Annotated in this window: 20 protein-coding genes; 7 read left to right on the forward strand and 13 right to left on the reverse strand. The window is 59.7% G+C overall.

Going from position 1 to position 21,987, the window contains the following annotated elements:
- Positions 1 to 1,054 precede the first annotated feature (1,054 nt).
- Both ACO6TG_RS20630 and ACO6TG_RS20635 read right to left on the reverse strand, forming a co-directional pair.
- The gene (locus tag ACO6TG_RS20630; protein ID WP_422374927.1) at positions 1,055 to 2,131 is read right to left on the reverse strand and encodes a hypothetical protein; all 1,077 of its coding nucleotides are present in this window, start codon (positions 2,129 to 2,131) and stop codon (positions 1,055 to 1,057) included.
- Between the two features lie 129 nt (positions 2,132 to 2,260).
- Positions 2,261 to 2,761, reverse strand: coding sequence for an invasion associated locus B family protein (locus tag ACO6TG_RS20635; RefSeq protein WP_422374928.1), 501 nt, complete (start codon positions 2,759 to 2,761; stop codon positions 2,261 to 2,263).
- A 277-nt stretch (positions 2,762 to 3,038) separates the two neighbouring features.
- Between ACO6TG_RS20635 and cysG the strand changes: the two genes are divergently transcribed.
- From cysG to ACO6TG_RS20660, 5 genes are all read left to right on the forward strand, one after another.
- On the forward strand, positions 3,039 to 4,502 hold the full coding sequence (gene cysG / locus ACO6TG_RS20640) for a siroheme synthase CysG (RefSeq protein WP_422374929.1): 1,464 nt from the start codon (positions 3,039 to 3,041) through the stop codon (positions 4,500 to 4,502).
- 19 nt (positions 4,503 to 4,521) lie between these two features.
- Entirely contained in the window at positions 4,522 to 4,821 is a 300-nt protein-coding gene (locus ACO6TG_RS20645; protein ID WP_094073983.1) for a DUF2849 domain-containing protein, read from the forward strand.
- A gap of 75 nt (positions 4,822 to 4,896) precedes the next feature.
- The gene (locus tag ACO6TG_RS20650; RefSeq protein WP_422374930.1) at positions 4,897 to 6,555 is read left to right on the forward strand and encodes a nitrite/sulfite reductase; all 1,659 of its coding nucleotides are present in this window, start codon (positions 4,897 to 4,899) and stop codon (positions 6,553 to 6,555) included.
- Positions 6,542 to 7,303 (forward strand): phosphoadenylyl-sulfate reductase, encoded by a 762-nt coding sequence (locus ACO6TG_RS20655; protein WP_422374931.1) that lies wholly within the window; start codon positions 6,542 to 6,544, stop codon positions 7,301 to 7,303. Before ACO6TG_RS20650 ends, ACO6TG_RS20655 begins: the two co-directional genes overlap by 14 nt.
- Positions 7,304 to 7,336: 33 nt before the next feature.
- Positions 7,337 to 7,870: a DUF934 domain-containing protein gene (locus tag ACO6TG_RS20660; protein ID WP_422374932.1), complete on the forward strand. Its 534-nt coding sequence runs from the start codon at positions 7,337 to 7,339 to the stop codon at positions 7,868 to 7,870.
- Positions 7,871 to 7,879: 9 nt separating this feature from the next.
- Here ACO6TG_RS20660 and ACO6TG_RS20665 read toward each other — a convergent pair whose 3' ends face one another.
- The 4 genes from ACO6TG_RS20665 to ACO6TG_RS20680 form a co-directional block, all read right to left on the reverse strand.
- Complete coding sequence (locus tag ACO6TG_RS20665; protein ID WP_422374933.1) at positions 7,880 to 9,433, reverse strand: DUF3369 domain-containing protein; 1,554 nt, start codon at positions 9,431 to 9,433, stop codon at positions 7,880 to 7,882.
- Positions 9,430 to 11,535 carry a PAS domain-containing sensor histidine kinase gene (locus ACO6TG_RS20670; RefSeq protein WP_422374934.1) on the reverse strand — a complete coding sequence of 702 codons (2,106 nt, stop codon included), beginning with the start codon at positions 11,533 to 11,535 and terminating at the stop codon, positions 9,430 to 9,432. Before ACO6TG_RS20670 ends, ACO6TG_RS20665 begins: the two co-directional genes overlap by 4 nt.
- A 132-nt stretch (positions 11,536 to 11,667) precedes the next feature.
- Positions 11,668 to 12,153 carry a hypothetical protein gene (locus ACO6TG_RS20675; RefSeq protein WP_422374935.1) on the reverse strand — a complete coding sequence of 162 codons (486 nt, stop codon included), beginning with the start codon at positions 12,151 to 12,153 and terminating at the stop codon, positions 11,668 to 11,670.
- Between the two features lie 213 nt (positions 12,154 to 12,366).
- Entirely contained in the window at positions 12,367 to 12,960 is a 594-nt protein-coding gene (locus ACO6TG_RS20680; protein ID WP_422374936.1) for a TetR/AcrR family transcriptional regulator, read from the reverse strand.
- Between the two features lie 117 nt (positions 12,961 to 13,077).
- Here ACO6TG_RS20680 and ACO6TG_RS20685 point away from each other — a divergent pair, with 117 nt between their 5' ends.
- A complete protein-coding gene (locus tag ACO6TG_RS20685) occupies positions 13,078 to 13,872 on the forward strand; it encodes a MipA/OmpV family protein (RefSeq protein ID WP_422374937.1) in 795 nt (264 codons plus the stop codon).
- A 65-nt stretch (positions 13,873 to 13,937) separates the two neighbouring features.
- On the opposite strand, the gene ACO6TG_RS20690 is transcribed toward ACO6TG_RS20685, so the two are convergent.
- The 7 genes from ACO6TG_RS20690 to ACO6TG_RS20720 all read right to left on the reverse strand — a co-directional run bounded on the left by ACO6TG_RS20690 (position 13,938) and on the right by ACO6TG_RS20720 (position 20,331).
- On the reverse strand, positions 13,938 to 14,336 hold the full coding sequence (locus tag ACO6TG_RS20690; protein WP_422374938.1) for an MAPEG family protein: 399 nt from the start codon (positions 14,334 to 14,336) through the stop codon (positions 13,938 to 13,940).
- Positions 14,337 to 14,391: 55 nt separating this feature from the next.
- A complete protein-coding gene (locus tag ACO6TG_RS20695) occupies positions 14,392 to 14,772 on the reverse strand; it encodes a VOC family protein (RefSeq protein ID WP_422374939.1) in 381 nt (126 codons plus the stop codon).
- Positions 14,773 to 14,917: 145 nt separating this feature from the next.
- Positions 14,918 to 16,162 (reverse strand): RNA polymerase sigma factor, encoded by a 1,245-nt coding sequence (locus tag ACO6TG_RS20700; protein WP_422374940.1) that lies wholly within the window; start codon positions 16,160 to 16,162, stop codon positions 14,918 to 14,920.
- A complete protein-coding gene (locus ACO6TG_RS20705; RefSeq protein ID WP_094073993.1) occupies positions 16,131 to 16,523 on the reverse strand; it encodes a YciI family protein in 393 nt (130 codons plus the stop codon). The genes ACO6TG_RS20700 and ACO6TG_RS20705 overlap by 32 nt, the downstream gene beginning before the upstream one ends.
- A gap of 167 nt (positions 16,524 to 16,690) precedes the next feature.
- Complete coding sequence (locus tag ACO6TG_RS20710) at positions 16,691 to 18,085, reverse strand: aspartate aminotransferase family protein (RefSeq protein WP_422374941.1); 1,395 nt, start codon at positions 18,083 to 18,085, stop codon at positions 16,691 to 16,693.
- A 34-nt stretch (positions 18,086 to 18,119) separates the two neighbouring features.
- On the reverse strand, positions 18,120 to 19,577 hold the full coding sequence (locus ACO6TG_RS20715; protein ID WP_422374942.1) for a glutamine synthetase family protein: 1,458 nt from the start codon (positions 19,575 to 19,577) through the stop codon (positions 18,120 to 18,122).
- Positions 19,578 to 19,647: 70 nt separating this feature from the next.
- On the reverse strand, positions 19,648 to 20,331 hold the full coding sequence (locus ACO6TG_RS20720) for a GntR family transcriptional regulator (protein WP_422374943.1): 684 nt from the start codon (positions 20,329 to 20,331) through the stop codon (positions 19,648 to 19,650).
- Positions 20,332 to 20,517: 186 nt separating this feature from the next.
- Here ACO6TG_RS20720 and ACO6TG_RS20725 point away from each other — a divergent pair, with 186 nt between their 5' ends.
- On the forward strand, positions 20,518 to 21,906 hold the full coding sequence (locus ACO6TG_RS20725) for a glutamine synthetase family protein (protein WP_422374944.1): 1,389 nt from the start codon (positions 20,518 to 20,520) through the stop codon (positions 21,904 to 21,906).
- Positions 21,907 to 21,987: the final 81 nt, after the last annotated feature.

Below are 21,987 nucleotides of genomic sequence, written 5' to 3' on the forward strand. Positions count from 1 at the left end.
GTTGCTGGCGGAAAGGTGAGGGACTTGCGATTTTTGGCCAGTTTGCATTGATGTTCTGCTCTCTGTTCCTGTTCATTGGAGCCCTCGTGTTTTTGAGTTCAAACGGTTGGTCAGATGCTTCTCCGTTTGCGAGTGCAGTTGTTTCGATAATTCCGCTTCGCTCTGGGTGGGCACTGCGCCAGCAACTCAAGAAAAGTGAGAAGGGACCTCTTCCCTGGGTGTTCTTCAGGTTTCCTCAGTTGACGCATCCCTGGGCGATCGCAAGACCCATGTTGGTCTTTGATTGTGCAGCGATCGGTGTCTCGACCGTTTGGCTCGCTCTCATTTTGGCGGCAACGTTGAATTGAAGTCTTTCTCGTTCCTGCGACAGGCGAGATTGGCGCGTTGTCGTCAGGCGTCTGGAACAGGGAACGAAACGCGGAGGCACAAAATCTCGTTTCTGTCGTCATTGCTGGGCTCGACCCTGCAATCCATGCCGTTTAGTCGCCGCAAACGAGGCCGCTCCTTGCGGAACGCCCATGGCATGGATCCCATGGTCGAGCCATGGGATGACGAAGAAAAGTGTGGGCGAGCGTCGTTCGTGCGTCCTGACGTTCGGCGCCTTCTGTTGGTCCTCTCGGCCGGTGCACAACGGAGATCCGGGACCCAGGACGCCGGGGAAGCAGACGAGGGCAATGTGGCAGCCGATGAAGTGTCCTGGGTCTCCGCTTTCGCGGAGATGACACCCTGAGGCAGAGGCTCATTTCCACCACCTTCGTCATTGCAGGGCTCGACCCTGCAATCCATGCCGTTCAGTTGCCGCAAACGAGGCCGCTATGAGTGGAAAGCCAAGAGCATGGATCCCATGTTCGAGCCATGGGATGACGAAGAGAAGTTTGGGAGAGCGTTGCTCGTGCGTCCTGACGTTCGGCGCCTTCTGTTTGTCCTCCCGGGCGGAGCGCAGCGGAGATCCGGGACACAGGACGCCGGGGAAGTGGAAAAGGGCAATGCGGCGGCCGTTATAGTTTCCCGGATCCCAGCTCTCGCGGGGATGACAATTAGCAGAGGAGCTGCGCTATTGCGCTGCGGCCGCCACCGCGCTGTAAAAGGTCGCGTCTGTCAGTTCCGGTGGCGAGACCGGGGCGCCGCCGCCTTCACCGACATAGGTATCTGCAACGCCATAGACGAAGATACCGCCCGCAGCCCGCTTCAGGATCGCCACCCGCTCGATCAGCTGAAAATCGCCCGCTTCGCAATTGGCGTGGCTGATATAGAGGTCGCGGCCACCCTGATTGACGCGTTCTGTACTGGAGGAAAAACTGCCCTCGGCACAGCTCTTCTGGCTGTCGGCGACCGATAGCGACATCAGTTCTTCTTCCGACGTGTAGCTGCCGGCCGGGAAAATATGGGCAACGAGTGTCCGGGCTTCATTGGCGGCAACCGCATGCAGGCCTTTAAGGTCTTCTTCGCGCTGACCATCCGGCTTGAGCTGCAAGCCGGAAATTCCGGCATTTCCCATCAGGTTGAACAGTGCCTGGGTGGCCTCGACGGTGAGTTGTGGATCGCCCACTGTACTGGACGCGTTGTTCGACTGGGCCGGGGCCGTTTGGCCGAGGCCGCCTTGCGCGGGCGCGGCATTGGCGACACCGGGTGCAACGCCATAGCGGGCAGTGTTCTGTTCGACGCATTTGGCAAGCCGGGCCATCAGCCGGGAGGTGCCGGTCAGGCGGAATTCGTAATTATAGGCACCGTCATAGACGTAGAGCGTGCGGCCCCTGCGAAAACGGGTGATGATGTAGCCGCCCTCAGGCATCTGCATGCGTGCAAGATCCTTGGAGGTTGCCTTGGCGACACCGCTTTGCCAGCCACCCCGGTCGATGCGGTACTGCAGGGGAATGTCGGAGCCGACCGGCATGTTCCAGTGCGGCGCGGAAAAGCCGATCGCCCAGTTATAGCTGGTGTCCACCTGGACATAGAGCGTGATGCCGCTCTTGTAGGTGGCCGAGGCGACGCAGGTGGAGAACCGGCCGCTCTGGTCATCGGTAAACGCACTGCCATTCCAGCCGCCGAGACGGAAATTCTCGACGATGGCGGCCTTTGCCGATGCCAGACCCGCGAACAAGGTCAGGCAAGCTATAACCAGCAGTTTCATATGACGCATCCTTCCCCCCTGATGCCGCGGCGGAGTAACCAGTCAGATCCACCAGCCATTTGGAAAGGCTAAGCGAATTCCGCTACGGCATCAAGAATGGTCAGCGCAAAGACGGCTCGAAAGTCTGGCCTATTGGATGGCTTCCATGGCGCGCGTGAAGCCTGTCAGCGGAACGTCGATGGTCTGGCGTCGGCCTGCTGCTGGAGCAAAGTCGATTTGCAGCTTGCTGCCCGCCTTCATGGCGGCAATCATCTGAGGCGTCGCCTCGGTGCTCAAAAAACAGCCGCGCTGATCGCAGGTGCCCACCTCAAGTTCGGAAAGCGGCGTACCATCAACGGCAAGTTTGATCTTGCCGGGCAGATAAAAGCCGAGAGGGGCCTGCATGTTGATGACGGGCTTTCCCTGGTTGGCGGGATAGATCACGTCAATCTTGAACAGCAACTGCCCACTTTCCTTGACGCGAAGGCTCTGCGAGGCATCGCAAACAAGCGCTTCCGGAGTTCGAGAAGCACCGGCACAACGGGTTTGCCAGAGGTCTCCCTGGTTTTCCTGCTGCGAATAGGCAGTTTTTGACAGAAGCGGAAGGGCGAGAAGGGTCGCGAAAAGCAGACTAGTTCTGTGCTGTATCATTTGTCTTGTCTTCATGAGAGAACGCGTCCGGCGCTTTCCATACCGGGTCTGGGGGGCGGCGTCACCCCCTTAGAACAGCCGACGAACTTGGTTCTCTGACAACCATGCTTCTCCGCAGGAACGCCGGATGGTGTGTGCCGGGAATGGGAGTCGGTCAAATCCTGCTTTGAGAAAAATCTATTCCGCTTCTTGTCCGAGCTTTGAAAACCGGTGCCCGGCGCTCTTCAAGGCGTCTCATTACATTACATCCATCACACTGGGATTGGAGACCCTTGAGATGGCTGTGCGCCGTGACAAGACACCTAAAACGCTGAAGCGGCCTGAAAATCGGCTCGACGTGTTTCCGGCCTTTATGAAAGTGGCCGGTCAACGTGTGCTTGTTGTTGGTCACGGTGGCGAGGCTGCTGCCAAGGTGCGTCTCCTGGGTGAAACCAACGCAAAAATCGTCGTCATCGGCGAAACCGTCGATGCCGATCTGCAGGAAGCCATTGAGCTTTTCGAGGCAGAGCATATCGCCGAGGCATTCCGGCCGGCACATCTGAATGGTGCGGCACTTGTCTTTTCCGCCCGTGAGGACTGGGATCTCGACAAGGCCGTTGTCGATGCCGCCCGTATTTTGGGCGTGCCGGTCAACGCGGTCGACAAGCCGGAGCTGTGCGATTTCTACACCGGCGCTCTGGTCAACCGGGCCCCGATCGCGGTTGCCATCACCTCCACCGGCGTCGGTCCGGTTCTGTCCCGTCATATCCGTGCACGCATCGAGGCGATGCTGCCACGTGCCACCGGTGAGCTTGCCCGCCTGGCCGAAAGTTTCCGCGATGCGGCCACGAAGGTCATTCGCGACGGTGCCTTGCGCCGCAATTTCTGGGCTCGGTTCTTCTCCGGATCCGTTGCCACCAATCTTTATGCCGGCAAGGCGGATGTCGCCCGCGCCGAGGCGCAGCGGCTTTTGAATTCCATGGCGGATGAGCCGGGGTTTGTCTGGCTGGTCGGCGCCGGTCCTGGTGCGGAAGATCTGTTGACGCTGCGCGCGCAGCGCCTGTTGCAGGAAGCCGACGTCATTGTTCACGATGCTCTGGTTCCGGCAGGCGTTGTCGCCATGGGGCGCAGGGACGCGGAGCGCATTTCGGTCGGCAAGCGCAAGGGCGCGCATTCCGTGCCGCAGTCCGAAATCTGCGAGTTGCTGGTGAAGCTTGGCCGCAAGGGCCTGAAGGTTGTCCGCCTGAAAGCCGGAGATCCGATGATCTTCGGCCGGGCGGCAGAAGAAATGGAGGCCCTCCGCGAAGGCGGGATCGGTTTCGAGGTCGTCCCCGGCGTGACAGCAGCCTTCGCCGCGGCCGCTTCGGCGCAGATCCCGCTCACGCTGCGCGGAGTGGCTTCCAACCTTGTCTTTGCAACCGGCCACAATGCCAAGTCCGAGACATTGCCGGACTGGGCCGGGTTGGCGCTGAAGGGCGCAACCGTTGCTGTCTATATGGGGCGGACGGTTGCTGCTGCCGTGGCCGACAAGATGATCAATGCCGGTCTCAAGCCGGAAACGCCGGTAGCCGTCATCGAAAACGCTGCCCATCCGGGTGAACGGCAATTTGCCGGAACCCTGTCGGACCTCGCGATCCTGTCGAACCGCGCGGAAATCGACGGACCGGTCCTGATCGTGATTGGCGAGGCCGTAGGCCACGCCGCCCTGGAACATGCCGAGCCGCTGGCGCCGCAAAGGGCCGCCCGGGTTGCGGCAGCCTGACGAAGTGAGAGTGAACACCATGAAAGTCATTACCGCCAACCGCCTCCTGAACGGCGACGTTGTCTGGCTCGCCGAAGGCGGCGCCTGGGTCGAGCGGGTCACGCTGGCCAGGACCTTCGAGGGCAAGGATGCCGTGGCCGAGGGCCTCGCTGAAGGCGCTGCCGCCGAAAAGAACCAGGAAGTCGTCGGCGTCTACGAGATGGATGTCACGGTTGAGGATGGCGTCATTGTTCCGGTGCGCCTGCGCGAAAAGATCCGCGCCGCCGGGCCGACCACCCACCCGCAATTCGGCAAGCAGGCCCAGGCGGTTTCCGCCTGAAGACAACCGACAGAGGTCAGGGCAGCGCCCAAAACGCAGAAATGTGTATGGCAGCGCCCGGCAAGGAGAGCAAAGATGTACCGTTACGACGAATTTGACGCCAGTTTTGTCAATCAGCGCACAGAGCAGTTCAAGGACCAGGTGCGCCGTCGCCTGGCGGGTGAACTGTCCGAGGACGAGTTCAAGCCGCTGCGCCTGATGAACGGTCTTTATCTGCAGCTTCACGCCTATATGCTGCGTGTCGCCATTCCCTATGGCACGCTCAATAGCCGCCAGATGAAGAAGCTCGCACATATCGCCCGGACCTATGACAAGGGCTACGGCCACTTCACAACGCGCCAGAACATTCAGTTCAACTGGCCGAAGCTGGAAGACACGCCCGCCATCCTGGAAGAGCTGGCGGAAGTCGAAATGCATGCGATCCAGACATCCGGCAACTGCATCCGTAACGTGACGGCCGATCACTTCGCCGGCGCTGCCGCCGACGAGATCGCCGACCCGCGTCCCTATGCGGAAATCCTGCGTCAGTGGTCATCACTGCATCCGGAATTCTCGTTCCTGCCACGCAAGTTCAAGATCGCCATCACCGGCGCGCCGAATGACCGTGCCGCGGTGCAGGTCCATGACATCGGCCTGCAGCTGACCCGCAATGAGGCTGGCGAGATCGGCTTTGAAGTGTTTGTCGGTGGCGGTCTCGGCCGTACGCCGATGATCGGCCGCAAGGTGCGCGACTTCCTGCCGGAAGAGGATCTGCTGGCCTATTCGGAAGCGATCCTGCGCGTCTATAACCGCTATGGCCGCCGTGACAACAAGTACAAGGCCCGCATCAAGATCCTGGTTCACGAAACCGGCCTGGAAGAGCTGAAGGCGGATATCGAAGCCGAATTCGAAAAGATCCGTTTCGGCGTGTTGCGCCTGCCGGACGAGGAAGTCCGCCGCATCGAGGCTTATTTTGCGCCGCCTCCGCTTGAAGTCGGGTCTGCCGTTTCCACTGCTGTGGAAGCCCGCAAGGAAAGCGATGCGGCTTTCGCACAGTTTGTAGCGCATAATCTCAATCCGCACCGTGTGCCGGGTTACACCTCTGTGACCCTGTCGATGAAACCGATCGGTGGCATTCCGGGGGATGCGTCCGACCGTCAGATGGACGTAATCGCGGATCTCGCCGAACAGTACGGTCATGATGAGCTGCGTATTTCTCATGAGCAGAACGTGATCCTGCCGCATGTGAAACTGGAGGATCTGCCTGCACTGTTCGACCGTCTGGTCGAAGCGGAAATCGCCGAAGGCAATGCCGGTCTCATCACCGACATCATTGCCTGCCCGGGCATGGACTACTGCGCTCTGGCAACGGCGCGCTCCATTCCGGTGGCGCAGCGGATCTCCGAGCGCTTCGGTGCGGCGGAACGCCAGGCGGAAATCGGCGAGCTGAAGATCAAGATCTCCGGTTGCATCAACGCCTGCGGCCACCACCATGTCGGTCACATCGGCATTCTTGGCCTGGAGAAGAAGGGCGAGGAATTCTACCAGGTGACGCTCGGTGGATCGGCCAACGAAAACGCATCCATCGGCGAAATCGTCGGCCGCGGCTTCTCGTCCGAAGAAGTGGTCGATGCCATCGAGACACTGGTCGACACCTATCTCGGCCTGCGGTCCGGCAAAGAGGAAACCTTCCTGGAAGCCTATCGGCGGATCGGGGAGGCGCCTTTCAAGGAGGCCCTTTATGGCGCTGCATGAAACCTTTAGCCTGGGTGTCGATCCGGAACTGGGCCTGCAGGCGGAGGTCGCCGCTCTGAATGCCCAGTTCGAGGATGCGACTGCCCAGGAAATCCTGAGGGCGGCGATCCGGCACCAGTTTGCCGGAGATATCGCGCTGGTTTCGAGTTTCGGCGCAGACAGCGCCGTGCTCCTGCATATGGTTGCCCAGATCGATCCGTCGACGCCGGTCCTGTTCGGGGACACGATCAAGATGTTCCCGGCGACCCTGCTCTACCGGGATGAACTGGTCGAGAAACTGGGCCTGAGCGATGTGCGCACCTTCAAGCCGTCGAAAGAGGACCTGGAGGCCAACGACCCGGCCGGCATGCTCTGGATGAGTGACACCGACGCCTGCTGTCATATCCGCAAGGTGGCGCCGCTCGAGCGCATCCTGACAGGCTTCGAGGCCTGGATCTCGGGCCGCAAACGGTTCCAGAGCGCGTCACGTGCAAACCTGGAAGTGTTCGAGATCGATCAGGGGCGCGTGAAGGTCAACCCGTTGGCGGATTGGTCGGCGGCGGACATCCTGGACTATGCCAAGGCCCACGATCTGCCACCCCATCCGCTCGTCGCCCAGGGGTATCCGTCAATCGGCTGCATGCCGTGCACGGACAAGGTCGCACCGGGCGAAGACCCGCGGGCGGGCCGCTGGCGCGGCCAGGACAAGACGGAATGCGGCATTCACTGGCCGACCCATGGCAAGGAAATTGACGGCAGCGGTATCTGACCGCTGTCCATGACGACATTTGAGGACGCAAAGATGGCAACGATCTACAAGGACGGCGAATTCGTCGAGGAAAGCTGGGAAACGGCTGACGCAGAAACGGCAACGGCAGTGACGGGCGATGCGCTGGTGCCGCTTTCGCTGTTTCTGGGAGATGCGGAAGCCTATCTCGCCCGGGACGGTCAGACGGCAGTGCTCGTCGAAGCAGGTGATGATGTCGAGCCGGTCGAACCCTATCTGGAGCGCCTGGCTCTGGTCGCCGTTGATTTCCCGAGTTTCGCCGATGGCCGCGGGTTCTCTGCAGCGCGCGTTCTGCGCGAACAGATCGGGTATGAAGGCGACATTCGCGCCGTTGGCAAATACATCCTCGATCAGGTTCCGCTCGCCCGCCGCTGCGGCGTGTCGTCCTTCGAGATCGCCAAGCCGGAAGTTCTGAAGGCCCTGAAGGCGGGCGAATGGCCCGAAGTCACCAAATATCTGCAGCCAGTCGGCACCGTGGACGAGATCCCGGTCGGAACCCGCCCCTGGGCACGCCGGTCGCAGCGCGATATCGCTGTCGCCGCGGAATAATCCTGTTTCTCACACCGAAGACGTTTCGTCGCTGGTCTCGATGATCGCGGTGACCTTGTCGATGTTCTGAAGCAGAATGTCGATCAGCCTGGGCTCGAAATGCCGGCCGCTCTGCTCACGCATGAAGGCGATGATCTTGTCAAGCGGCCACGGGTCCTTGTAGCAGCGTTCGGCCCCAAGGGCCTCGAACACGTCGGCAACGGCGGTGAGCCGGCCATAAAGGTGGATGTCCTCGCCACCGGTGCCGGCCGGATAGCCACTGCCGTCCCATTTCTCGTGATGATCCCGGGCGATGATTGCGCCGGCCTGCAATACCCGCCGGCTCGAGGTTTTCAGAATATCGTACCCAAGCCGGGCGTGGGTTTTCATCACTTCCCATTCGGCGTCATCCAGCTTGCCCGGCTTGCTCAAAATGGCGTCCGGAATTCCGATCTTGCCAATGTCATGAAGTGGCGAGGCCAGCCGGATCACTTCCGCTTCCTCTTCGTCGAGGCCATATTCAAGCGCCAACAGCTGGCTGATCTCGGCAACGCGCTGCACATGGTGCCCGGTCTCCAGCGATCGGGTCTCGATGGTCTCGCCGAGAATGTCGACCATCTCAATCTGGGTCTGTTCGATCTCGTGAAGAAGATCCATATTCTCGCAGGCAATGGCGACGTTGCGCTCGAACAGCCCCAGCAGCGACCGGTCCAGGTCGCCGGGTTCACCGCAGAGCCCCGTGAGATGCAAAAGCCGCTTCAGGCCATCCCGGCATTTGATGACGGCCGTATAGTCCGTTGAGGTTATCTCGCTGTGGCTGCAGGTCAGCGCGGCGGCAAGATCCTTGATCATTGCAGGGTCCTGAATACTCGTCAGATCCCTGCCGGCATAGGGTTCGTAGCGGCCGGTAGCGGCCACGATCTGCAGGGATTGTCCATGCCCCTGGGCAGCGAACGCACTGGTCGAGCATCCCGGCAAGACGCACTGCTTTTGAACCAGTCCGCTGAGTTCCTGCAGAACGACCTCGGCAAGGTTCTCCTTGGTGTGCATTTCGAACATCCGCGCGGAGGCCTCGATGACGGCTTCCAGGCCTCGCCTGTTTCTTTCCAGCTCGATAATGTCGCGATAGGAGCGCAGGGAGGCATAGAGCAGGGTCGTGAGTTTGCGCGACGTCAGCTCGGTCTTTTCCTTGTAGTCATTTATGTCGTATCTGGCGATCACGTCCCGTTCCGGTGCCTGGCCGGGCTGACCCGTCCGAAGGACAATGCGCACAGCCGTATTGCCGAGGTCTTCGCGAATGAACCTGGCAACGTCCAGACCAGCCGTTTCACTTTCCATCACCACGTCCAGCAGGATCAGGGCTGTGTCGCGATGCTCCTGAATGGCATTCATGGCCTGGGCAGCGGAATAGGCTGACACGAATTCCAGCGGTCGACCGTCAAACGTGAAATCGCTCAAGGCCAGACAGGTGACATCATGGATCGCCTGCTCGTCGTCGACCAACAGGACCTTCCAGGGTGCGCCCTGGGTCTGGGTCGGCTCCGCCTCGTCCGAAAACAGGATCTTTTCACTCTGGTTGCTCATGTAACGTCCTGTGAGGGCGCCGCTTTCAACGGAACCGTAATATGGACCGAAATTCCTTCCTCTGGAACACTGTCACAAACCACCGTGCCGCCAAGTTTCCTGGTGACCAGATTGTAGACGATATGCATTCCGAGGCCGCTGCCACCGCTGCCGCGTTTGGTTGTGAAGAACGGATCGAAAATGCGGTTCAGCACATCCGGTGAGACGCCCTTGCCGTTGTCGCTGTAGTGGATGTGAGCGCTTTGCCCGGTAAGGGAACTGTCGATCCGGATCTCGCCGGTCTCGCCGTCGTCAAAGGCATGGGTGAGGGAATTCATCACCAGGTTTGTCACGATCTGCGACAGGGCGCCCGGAAAGCTGGTCAGGACGATGTCGCGATTGCCCGTGACCACAATCTCGTGCGGCGTTTTCTTCGTTTGCGGAAGGAGGCTGAGCAGCGTCTCTTCCACATAATCAACCAGCTTGAAGGTTCGCAATTCGTCGCTGGACTGATCCACGGCCACCTGTTTGAAACTGCGCACCAAATCTGATGCACGATGAAGATTGCCGACGATAATCCGGGACGATTGTCCGGCCTGGTCAAGGAAGGCATCCAGGCCACGCCGGGTGAGGCTTTCCTGGGTGACCTGGCTGGAAACATCGGCAACCTTTTCTTCCAGAAAGGTTGCTGCGGTCAGGCCAACCCCGATCGGCGTGTTGACTTCGTGGGCAAGCCCGGCCACCAGCCCGCCGAGCGACGCCAGCTTTTCAGTTTGCACAAGTTCCTTTTCCGCCAGCTTCTGGTCGGTAATGTCGTAGTGCCAGACAATCGTCGCCGGGGCGTCCTCGAATTCGATGGGAATGGCGTCATGCAATCCCCACCAGGTGCTGTCGTCAACCCGGCGCCGTTCCATGATGAAGCGTTGGAAACCGTCGCCGCGTTCGACACAGGCACCGGCAATTTCCAGATCTCGCGGAACAACGAAGGTGTTTTCAAAACCGAATTCATCCAGTTGTGCGGAGGAGCTTGCATGGAAGAATTCCAGAAAGCGCTGATTGGCATAAATGCGCCGGATCGGGTTCATCCTAAGTATTGAAATTCCAGCCGAGGAACTGTCGAGGATCTGGCGCAGGCGTGTTTCGCTCTTGCGCAGCTCTTCCTGGATGTGGCGCCTGTCGGAAACTTCCTTGGCCAGGTCGCGCGTTCGCTCTTCGACCAGGCTTTCAAGGTGATCGCGATAATGCTCCAGTTCCAGCTGGCGGTTTCTGCGTTCAGTTACGTCCGTCGTGGTGCCGAACATGCGCAGCGGCTTGCGGTCGGGCGAGAACTCGACCTGTCCGCGCTGCTCCAGGTACCGGTCTCCGCCTGCTGTCGCGACGCGGTGCAAGATCCGGTAGGGGGCGGTTTCGTCCGGATCGATCGACCGCTGCATTTCGTCGGCGACGCTCTTCCGGTCCTCGGGATGAACCGCAGCCATGAACGCCTCCTCCGAGGGTTCGACTTCTCCGGGCTGGTAGCCGAGCAACCGGTATTCCTCGTCGGACCAGCGTGCCGATCCGTTCTGCAAATCCAGGTCCCAGTTGCCGAGCCTTGCAAGCGACTGGGCTTCCCGCAGAAGCTGCTCGCTTTCCCTGAGGCCGGCGTCTGTGCGCTGCAGCTCCTGGTTCAGCGTTCGTTGACGGATGAAAACGGCAAACAGGACGAAGGACGCCACGACAGCCGTCACGATCATCAGCTGGTATTGCAGCAACAGTCTTGTTTCATTGGTTTCGAATTCAATGAACTCGGACTGGAAGGTAATCCAGATGCCTCTCTCGATCTGCTCGCAGAGCCGGTTGATTTCCTGAGCGTTCGTGTTGATCGTGCGCAGCACCTCATCGGACGGGGCGATGCCGCCGATGGTCATAAGGGCAATATTGTCCCGGATCAGCGGCGAGATCCGTTCCACCAGCTCGGCCTTGTCGATGTAGTCGCTGAAAACAAATCCGAGGGACGCCTTGGTCAGGTTCTGGGCCTGGATGAGCTGGTTGGTATCTTGCTGTTGAACAGCAAGCAGGTAGCTCTGATGGCCGCGCTGTGACAGGAGGGCGACCTTCAGGGTCAGGCGCATGGAATCGGTCATGCGCATTGTTGCACTTGATTGCTCAACACGTGCCGGAGCCTGGTCAAAGGCCTGGTACAGATAGAGTCCGGACAATAGCACTGCCACAAGAAGTATTCCGGAAAGGATAGCGGCGGACCGTGAGACCAAGTTTCACTCCATAGAGATTTCGGTGATCATCCAGATCCACTTGGGCAGATTTGCCCGGTAAACTTTTTTCTTTTCATCATAGTCGGGAAAGACGATGAACACCGGTCCCTTCTCGTCAAAGTCGACGTGCCGGTCATTCACCCGGGTCGCGATCAGGATGCGCATGGACTGCCATTCATCTCTGCTGAACGTGATTTCGTAGTCGTCGATGGCCCGGGTGATAACTTTGGAGACGTCTGAAGACCCGAAATGCGTGACAAAATCCTCCAGCCAGACGCCGTGATAGTCATTGCTGCGCTTTTCATAGGGATGGAATGCCCGCACTTGCTGAACGCCGGCTTTCTCGATCTCCGCGACGGACAGAAACTGCCTGCCGGCGTCTTGAGCAGCATTTGAGACAAGAATTTTCTGACTGGTGCCGTCTGCCGCCTGAATTGGCATTGCCGTGCCAACCAGCAGCGCCAGAAAGACAATTCCCTGTCTGATCATGAAACACCCGCCGCGTTGTTGGTCCCGAAACAGTCAGCAGCTGCGAACTGCGCCGTTATTGTCCACGCTAACGAGTTAAAAAGAGCTTTTAAAAGCTGATGAAAGTGGCAATTGTCAAATGATACTAAGTAATTCTACGCTTGTTTCTTGAATGAAGGAGCGCGGTCAGCTGTCCGTTTCTTGTCTGGCAACGTCAACCGGCTTCCGAATTGCTCATTTTTCCTCCGTATAGAGGAATTTCGGAAAAATATCTTCCAGGGCGGGGTCTTTGCCGGTCTCGGCATTCGCCGTGTAGAATTGACGGTTGGCCTTCAGATTTGCGTAGCCGTGAATGAAGGTCCAGAGCATGGTTTCCGTCGTTGTCTGGTGCACGGGGTTCTCGCAATTGTCAGGGGACAGGCCTGAGGCCACTTCCCGCAGAACGGCATAGGCTTCCCGGCTGGCCGGCAACAGGTCCGGGTAGAGATCAAGCTTGCGCTCCATGGAAAACATCAACCGAAACAGATGCGGATTGTCTTCTACAAAGGCGACATAACCTTTGGCACTCGCGATGATCTGGGACCGCGCGTCCCCGGGTGCCTGTTCCATATGCGCACGCATGGTGGCCGCAAACTTGCGAAACCCTTCCGTGGCTATGGCTGCCTGGAGAACGGCAAGGTTGGCAAAGTGGTTCTTTGGAGCTCCATGCGAGACACCGGCCCGGGCTGCGCAGGCGCGCAGCGACAGGCTTTCCAGCCCGTCTTCGTTCAGGATGTCGAGTCCGGCCTGAATCAGGGCCTCCTTAAGATTGCCATGATGATATTTCACAGTGCTCAGGCTGAAGCCCTCCACAAATAGACGCCGTCAACATTTCGGTTGACTGTGACAACTGACGGATGTAGACACTGACAACATTGCTGGGGTCGCATTGCTGAGAGTGGTCATATGTTGTCAAAGTGTTATGTACGTGCCGCTGCCGTTGCAAGCGCCGTTCTTGTCGCAGGGGAAGTTTCTGCTCAGGAAACAAAGGATTGGAGCGTACTGGTTGGTGCGGGTGCGTTTTTTGGTCCGGAATATCTGGGGTCAAAGGACTATGGTTTTGCGCCTGGCATCATCGGCTCCATTGAAAAGGGGCCCTATTTCGTCAAGTTCAACGGCTTAACGGCCACTGCCAACGTTCTGCCCTTTGAGAGTTTCTATGCCGGTCCGCTGATCGGCTACGGGTTTGGGCGCAAGGACGTCAGTGACAAGGTTGTCGACAAGCTGCCGGATGTTGACCAAGAACTCTGGGTTGGTGGCGTCGTCGGTGGCGGTTACGCCGGATTGTTGCTGCAGCGGGATTCTCTTGGGGCCAATATCGAAATCGCTCATGATGTCATGGGTGACAGCGGCACGACGGCAACCTTCAGCCTGGGTTATGAAATCAGCGCGACGGAGCAACTGTCCTTCGGCGTCGACCTGTCGACGACCTTCGTGGATGGAGCCTATGCCGACGCCTATTATTCGGTGACCCAGGCCGGATCGAATGCCAGCGGCCTTGCGAAATACGATGCGGATGCCGGATTTCGCGATGTCACGCTCGACCTGACTTCCCGCTACGCCGTCACCGAAAACTGGGGTGTCGGCGGTATGGCCGGCGGCTCGGTTCTGCTCGGCAGCATGGCCGACAGCCCGATCGTCAAGGATCGCGGCGAAGCGGTCAGTGGCCATGGCGGCCTGTTTCTCTGGTACCGGTTCTGACCGCGTCGATCAGCACTGGCAGAAGTCGAAGGGCCGGCCGGCATGTGTTGCCGGCCGCTATCGGGTTACAGAAACAGTGAGACAAGCACATAAACGGGACAGACCAGCAGCGGTGCGAAAGTCATGACCATCCCGATTGCCCGTCCGATGCCGAAGCCGGATGTAACGAGCGTGCCGTAGTGCAGGAAGCGGCCGAGCAGGAGTGAACCTCCGACTGCCCAGAGCAGCAGCGCAGGGGCTCCGGCCAGCTCGGCGGCCGCCATTGCAAGAAGGCTCATGGGAACGGTTTCGGTGAAATTGCCATGCGCGCGCATGCGCTGCAGCAGGGCGGGATTGCCGCCGTCCATGAAATGAATGTCGGTCTGCGCCCTGAGAAGCCCGACGGCAATGGTCATCGGGATCTGCAGCAACGCGAAAATGGCGATGAACACCAGTGTGACCGGCAGTGTTGAAATCAGCTCCATCACAATCTCCTTTCGCTGAAAATTCGGGCGGCCCGTTTCCGGCCGCCCGGACCGGTTACTCCGAGGGGGCCTCGTAGGTGATCAGGGCGATCACGCCGCCGACGGGGTCGACAATGGTCGCCATCCGGCCGACGGAGGGGACGCTGAACGGTTCCATGGCAATGGTCGCACCAAGCGCTTTTGCCTTTTCAACACGAGCATCGACATCGTCCACGGTGACATAGGGCAGCCAGCGCGGCGTGTCGGAAGCTTCTTGCGGGAAACCACCGATCTTGTCCTCGCCATTGGCAATCACGGAGTACGTCATGCCCGGCATTTCCATCTCTTCGGTGCCCCAGCCGAGCAGGCTGGTGTAAAAATCCTTGGCCTTGCCGCTGTCGCCGCTGTGAAGTTCCATCCAGCTGAAGGCTCCGTGGGTTTGCATGGGGTTGCTCATGATGTCGTCCTATCCAGAAAATCAGTTGCCTGGGTCGGCCCAGGTAATCAAAGGACGGAAGGAGCGCAGCAGACCCGACAGGGCGCACCGGTTTTTTTCGAGAAACTTGCCTGGCTACTGTTTCTGCGCCTGAAAAAAGCGGCGGTTAGCGGATGTCGAGATCTGCCATCTTGTGGAGGACATGCTGCCTCTCGACATCCGTTCCGGCATGCTCCAGAGCTCGGAGATAGGCATTGTGCGCCTCTTCCGTCTGTCCCAGATCCATCAGCAGGGAAGCAACAACGGAGTGGTATCCGGCATATCGCTGAAGCGCTGCCGACAGTGGTGCCAGGCGCTTCAGCGCCTCTGCTGGACCGTTCAGCCTTGCAAGTACCACGGCGCGGTTGAGCGAAACGACGGGAGAGGGCCGAATATGCTCCAGTGCCCTGTAAAGCCGGTCGATTTCGCCCCACTCGGTCTCGGTAAAAGTGGCCGCGCGGGCATGTGTTGCCGCAATCGCCGCCTCGATCTGAAATGGTCCCGGAGCTGCACGGCGCAGGGCCGCTTCCAGCAAGATGTTGCCTTCGGCGATCAGTCTGCGATCCCAGAGCTGCCGGTCCTGATCTTCCAGCGTGACGGCCAGCCCCTTCTGGTCGAGGCGCGCCTTGCGCCTGGAATGCTGGATCAGACACAGCGCCAGAAGACCGCGCAGTTCCGGTTCCTCCGGGAACAGGCGAACCGTCAACCTGGCAAGCCGGATGGCTTCCTCGCACAGGGTTTCCCGGATCAGGTCAGGCCCTGTCGAGGCGGAATAGCCCTCGTTGAAAACGAGATAGATGGCGTTGGCAACCGCTGACAGCCGCGCGGCCCGGCCGGCTGCATCCGGCTCCTCGTAGGAGAGCTTTGCGGCTTGCAGCCGCTTTTTGGCGCGGGTGATGCGCTGCTCCATCGTTTTGGCCTGCACCAGAAAGGCCCTAGCGATCTCCTCTACCGAGAGACCCGCGACAATCTTGAGCGCCAGGGCAATCTGCTGGTCCCGCCGCAAGACCGGATGACAACAGGTGAACAGCAGCCGCAGGATGTCGTCGCGAAAGGCGGACCGGTCGAGTTCTTCCGTCAGGCCCGTTTCCGGATGCGGGCCGTCGGAAAGCGGATCAAACGCCTCTGGGGCCGTCAGTGTCTCCCGCTTTCGTTTCCGGATCACGTCGATGCCCGCATTGCGTCCGGCAACGATCAGCCAGGCGACCGGGTCGCCTGGCATCGCGTCCGGTTGCCAGGATTTCAGGGCTTTCAGCGAGGCCTCCTGGAACGCGTCCTCGGCCAGGTCGATGTCGCCGAAGACCCGGTTCAGCGCCGCCAGAACACGTGGACGCGCGGCCTTAAGATGCGTTGATAACCATGCGCTCGGCATTCTTGAAGTCAGCTCCCTCGAAGAATTCTACCGGCCGGATTTCAATGCGACCGTGATCGAGCGGCAGGATCTTGACCGCTTCAATCGCCTCTTCCAGGGTGGCGCAGTCGAGCAGGTAAAAGCCCATGAACTGCTCCTTGGTTTCGGCAAACGGCCCGTCGGTCACGACAAAGTCTTCGCTGTCCTTGCTGACAGTTACGGAGGTGCCTGTGGACATCAGCTTGGTCGCAGCGGCAAAGTTCCGGTTTGCCTTTGTGTGCTCATGAAAGGCGCCGTGTTTCTTGAGCAGTGCGGAATGTTCTTCCGGCGAAAGCGCGTCGATGAAATCTTCGCTGGCGTAAATCAAAACGGAAAAAAGCATCATTGTCCTCCAGTTCCGTTCAGGTCGATGCCCGAGGAACGATTGACGATGAGCTTAGCCGACAGCGAGGGGGAAGAAAATCAAAATGCCTGTAAGTTTTGCGGAGGCAGGTGAGCAGAAAAAGGGCCCCGCGCAAGGCGAGGCCGATTGGTTGAAAGGACAACGGTTTACCCCAGCCATCCGTCCCGCTTCAGGATCCGGTAAGTGTCATTGAGCGTCTTTTCCGCCGTTGCCACCAGATGGTCCGCCTCTTCGTGCGTCAGCACCAGCGGCGGCGAGATGATCATGCTGTCGCGGACGGCGCGCATCACCATGCCATGTTCAAAGGAGATGTCGCGGCAGAGCAGGCCCGGCACGCCGACATCCTTGAACGGCTTGGCAGGATTGGCTTTGTCCGGCACCAGTTCCAGCGCCCCGACCAGTCCGGTCATGCGGGCTTCGCCGACCAGTTCATGTTCGCCCAGTTTCAGCCAGCGTTCCTTGAGGTACGGGCCGATGTCGTTTTTGACCCTGTCGACCAGGCCTTCCCGTTCGATGATTTCCAGATTGGCAAGCGCGGCGGCCGCACAGGCCGGATGGCCTGAATAGGTGTAGCCGTGGTTGAAATCGTCACCGGCCAGCATCAAGCCCTCGGCAACCCGATCAGACACCAGAACGCCGCCCATCGGCAGATAGCCGGAAGTCAGGCCCTTGGCAATCGGCATCAGGTCCGGCTTCATGCCGTAATAGTCCGCACCGAACCATTCGCCCAGCCGGCCGAAGCCACAGATAACCTCATCGGAGACAAACAGGATGTCACGCTCTTCCAGAATGCGCCGGATTTCCGGCCAGTAGGTCTTCGGCGGAATGATGACACCGCCGGCGCCCTGGATCGGCTCGGCGATGAAGGCGGCGACCTTGTCTTCGCCGATTTCATCGATCGCTTGTTCCAGCTTGCGCGCCGCGGCAATGCCAAAGTCCTCCGGGCTCATGTCCTGGCCTTCGCCGAACCAGTAGGGCTGGTCGATGTGATGGACGCCTGCGACCGGCAGGTCGCCCTGTTTGTGCATGGCCTTCATGCCGCCCAGGCTGGTGCCGGCCAGCGTCGAGCCGTGATAGCCGTTCCAGCGGCCGATGATCACCTTCTTGTCCGGCTTGCCAACCTTGTCCCAATAGGTGCGCACCATGCGGAACACGGTGTCGTTGGCTTCCGAGCCGGACGAACAGTAGAACACCCGGTTCATGTGCGCCGGAGCCAGCTGGGCGAGTTTTTCCGATAGGGCGATTGCCGGAGGATGGGTCGTCTTGAAGAACGTGTTGTAATAGGACAATTCGTTCATTTGCTTGTAGACGGCATCCGCGATTTCCTTGCGGCCATGACCGACCTGGACGCACCACAGACCGGCCATGCCGTCCATGATTTTCTTGCCGTCCGAATCCGTCAGCCAGACGCCGTCGGCGCTGGTGATCACCCGGCTGCCCTCTTCATTGAGGCTCTTCATGTCCGAGAAAGGGTGCCAGTGATGGGCGGCGTCCAGCTCCTGCAGGGCCTTGGTCGGATAGATGTTGGAATGGGCCGTCATGGCATGCGCTCCAGAAGGATAATCGGATTTCGGGTCAGACATTGAGCAGGAGATATTCCCGCTCCCAGGGACTGATCACGGACATGAAGGTTTCGAATTCCTCGTATTTGATCGCCCGGTAGGTGGCGACGAATTTTTCGCCGAAGAGCTCGATCATTTCCTCGGATTTTTCGAGTTGGGAGACGGCTTCCGGCAGGCCGCGCGGCAGGGATTTTGCCAGCTCCGTGCAATCGTCGGCACGTGGCTTGCCCGGCTTCAGTCCGTTGACGATGCCCAGATAGCCGCAGGCCAGACTGGCCGCGATCGCAAGATAGGGATTGGCATCCGAGCCCGGGATCCGGTTTTCCAGCCGCCGCGCCTGCGGGTCGGAATAGGGAACGCGCAGCCCCACCGTCCGATTGTCATAGCCCCAGTAGACGTTCACCGGTGAGGTCGAGGTCTTCGAGAAGCGCCGGTAGGAATTCACGAAAGGCGCCATGATGGAGGTCACCTTCGGCAGGTATTTCTGATGCCCGGCGATAAAGGCCAGGAAATCCGGAGTTTCCTCGCCGTCTTCGCTGGCAAAGATGTTGAGGCCGGTCTCCTTGTCGACCACCGACTGGTGGATGTGCATCGCCGAGCCCGGCTGGTTCGACATCGGTTTCGACATGAAGGTCGCGTACATGTCATGGCGCAGGGCCGCCTCACGGATGGTGCGCTTGAACAGGAATACCTGGTCGGCGAGTGCCAGCGGATTGCCGTGGCGCAGATTGATTTCCATCTGCGCCGCGCCTTCCTCGTGGATCAGCGTGTCGATTTCCAGCCCCTGTTTTTCCGACAGGTCGTAGATGTCGTCGATCAGGTCGTCGAACTCGTTGAGAGCCGAAATGGAATAGGACTGCCGGCCGACTTCCGGCCGGCCGGATCGGCCGCGAGGCGGTTCCAGCGGATAGTCCGGATCGGTGTTTGGGCGCACCAGGTAAAATTCTATTTCCGGCGCGATGACCGGCTCCCAGCCCTTGTCCTCGTAAAGTTTCAGGATCCGCTTCAGGACGTTGCGCGGTGCCGTCTCAACCGGATCGCCCTGTCTGGTCTGCGCATCATGGATGAGCTGAGCGGTCGGATCGCTTTCCCAGGGAACGGTTGTCAGCGTGCTGTAATCGGCCTTGAAATAAAGATCGCCATCGGTGGGATTGTGCTGGAACCAGTCATCGTCATCGGGATAGTCGCCCGAAATCGTCTGGGCGAAGATCGAGGCCGGCATGGTCATCACCGGGCCGGAAAAGAATTTTTCCGTCGGCATCATCTTGCCGCGTGCAACACCTGCAAGATCTGGCACGATGCATTCGATGTCCTGGATGTTACGCGCGCTGAGCCAGTCCCGGGCAGCCTCCATGTTTGGCACACCGCGCAGGCTGTCGACCGGATTTGTGCTTTCGCTGTCGGGCGTTTCGGACGTCACGAGAGGCTCCAGAGTGTTGGTGTGTTGCCTGGGGTCCGGACCCGTGTCCATGGTCCCCGTCAAATCGGCATGTCATTTTGTGATCACAAAATGACATTTCTTGTGCATCGGATCAACCGGGTCATGTGTCCGAGAGGATTTCCTTCCCGAGCAGGCCCATGCCGTCGCTGATGTCGGCGGAGATGGCCGCGCGCAGACCGGTTGCATCGGATTGTTCGATTGCGCGGATGGCTTCCTTGTGCCGGTCTTCAAGGCTGGCCGTGCCGACACGGCCGTAAACGGTGCGCATGAAAGGGGCGAATTGCAGCCAGAGACTGTCGATCAGCGGCAGCAGGACCTCGGAGCACGAGGCCCGGTAGATATGAAAATGAAAGGCGTGGTTCAGCCGCATATAGGCTTCCGCATCCCCCGAGATCAGGCGCGCGTCGATATCGTCGTCAATGGCCTTCAGGGTTGCGGCATCGGCTTTTGACAGCTTTGGAAGCGCCAGTTCCGCAAGCTCAGGCTCCAGAAGCTGGCGCGCTTTCAGGACTTCGTCGAAACGGCTTGGTGTCATGTCAGGCACCTGGACGCGCCCGTTGGGTTTGACCTCCAGAGCGTTTTCGGCAGCAAGCCTTTGCAGCACCTCGCGCACAGGCATGGGGCTGACCCCGAGTTCTGCCGCAAGCCCTCTGATGGTCACGGCTTTCCCCGGAATGAAGCGCCCCGACAGAAGGCCGGAGCGGACGGCGCTGTCGACCTGTTCACGGGTCGCGCCCCGGGATGAGGAGGGGGGCGCTTCGGCTTTGGCCGGACCGGATTGCATGGCGGATCGCCGAAGAGGCAAGGACGTCCTCCTTCTGCGTCAGGATCGCGAATTTTGTGATCCTGCTTGACAGTGTTTCCCGAAAGTGATCACATTTTTGAAAAGGACGCAAATGAAAGCTGTCGACCGGTTTGTAATAAAACACAGGGCGGATCGGCAGGCGGCAGGGGCGAGACAAAAGCCAACATGAACGAATTACCCCACCAGATCCTGGAACATCCGGCCGAGCCCGGCTGGAAACGCGACTTCGATGCCTTCATGGCCGAACATCCGGATCTGGACACGCTGGAGGTGATCCTGCCGGACACCAACGGCGTCCTGCGCGGCAAGTGGCTGCCCGGCAAGGCGCTGCCCAAGGTCTTCGAGGGCGGCGTTGCCTTTCCCTATTCCCTGTTCGGGCTGGATGTCTGGGGCCGTGAGGTCGAGGCCACCGGCATGCATCTGGAAACCGGCGACAAGGATGGGGTCTGCTGGCCGATCCCCGAAACCTTGAAACTTGTGCCCTGGACGGATCGCAAGACGGCCCAGGTGCTCTTGTCCATGTATGACCGGGACGGCGATCCGTTCCTCGCCGATCCGCGCCATGTCCTGGAAAACATGGTCGCCCGGCTGAAGGACGAATTCGGCGTGACGGCCACCTGCGCGTTCGAGCTGGAATTCTATCTGTTCGAGGAGAGCGACGGCGACTGGACGGAACAGCCCAAGCCGCTGTTTTCCACGCATCTCGGGCCCGCGCGCCAGAACATGTATGCCCTGTCCGATCTGGAAGCGCTCTTGCCTGTGGTCGACGATCTCAGAAAGGCCTGTGAAGCCCAGGACATTCCGGCCGATGCGGCGGTGTCCGAAGCAGCGCCTGGACAATTCGAACTCAATCTGCATCACCGCCGCAATCCGCTGCTGGCTGCTGACGACGTCGTGTTGCTGCGCCGCCTGGTTGCCGGCGTTGCCCGCAAGCATGAACTCAAGGCGTCATTCATGGCCAAGCCGTTTGTGGAATGGCCGGGCAACGGCATGCATGTGCATGTTTCGATGGAGGACGAGAACGGCAACCTGTTTGCCGATCCGGACAAGGGGCCGGAGCGGCTCGGATATGCCATCAACGGCCTTTTGAAGACCATGCCTGAAGCGCTCATGCTGTTCATTTCCACATTCAACGGCTTCCGCCGGATGCAGCCGGGCTCCTATGCGCCGGCCTCGATCTGCTGGGGATACGACAACCGCTCGGTCGCCCTGCGCGTACCGGCATCCAGTCCCGAGGCCGCGCGCGTCGAGCACCGCATCGCGGGAGCCGATGCCAATCCCTATCTGGTCCTGACCGGTATCCTGGCAGGCATGATGGAAGGCTTGCGGCAAAAGAAGGATCCGCCGGCCCCCGTCACCGGAAATGCCTATGAAAAACGCAAGAAGAGGCTGACGCCGTGGATGGATGAGGCGATTGACGCCTTCGAGGCCTCGAAACTGATGAAACAGGCTGTCGGACCGGAAATGCACAAGGTTCTGACGGAGATCAAACGGGAGGAGCTGAACGAGTTCGGGCGGGAGATTTCCTCGCTCGAGCGTCAGACCTATTTGTGAGGCATTGGCGCTCAAAATCGGTGCTGGACAAAAACCGGTGCCATGGCCAATCTGCTGGACAGACAAGACTTAAAACAGCGC

It is taken from the genome of Roseibium sp. (genome assembly GCF_965233565.1).
Taxonomy (GTDB): domain Bacteria; phylum Pseudomonadota; class Alphaproteobacteria; order Rhizobiales; family Stappiaceae; genus Roseibium.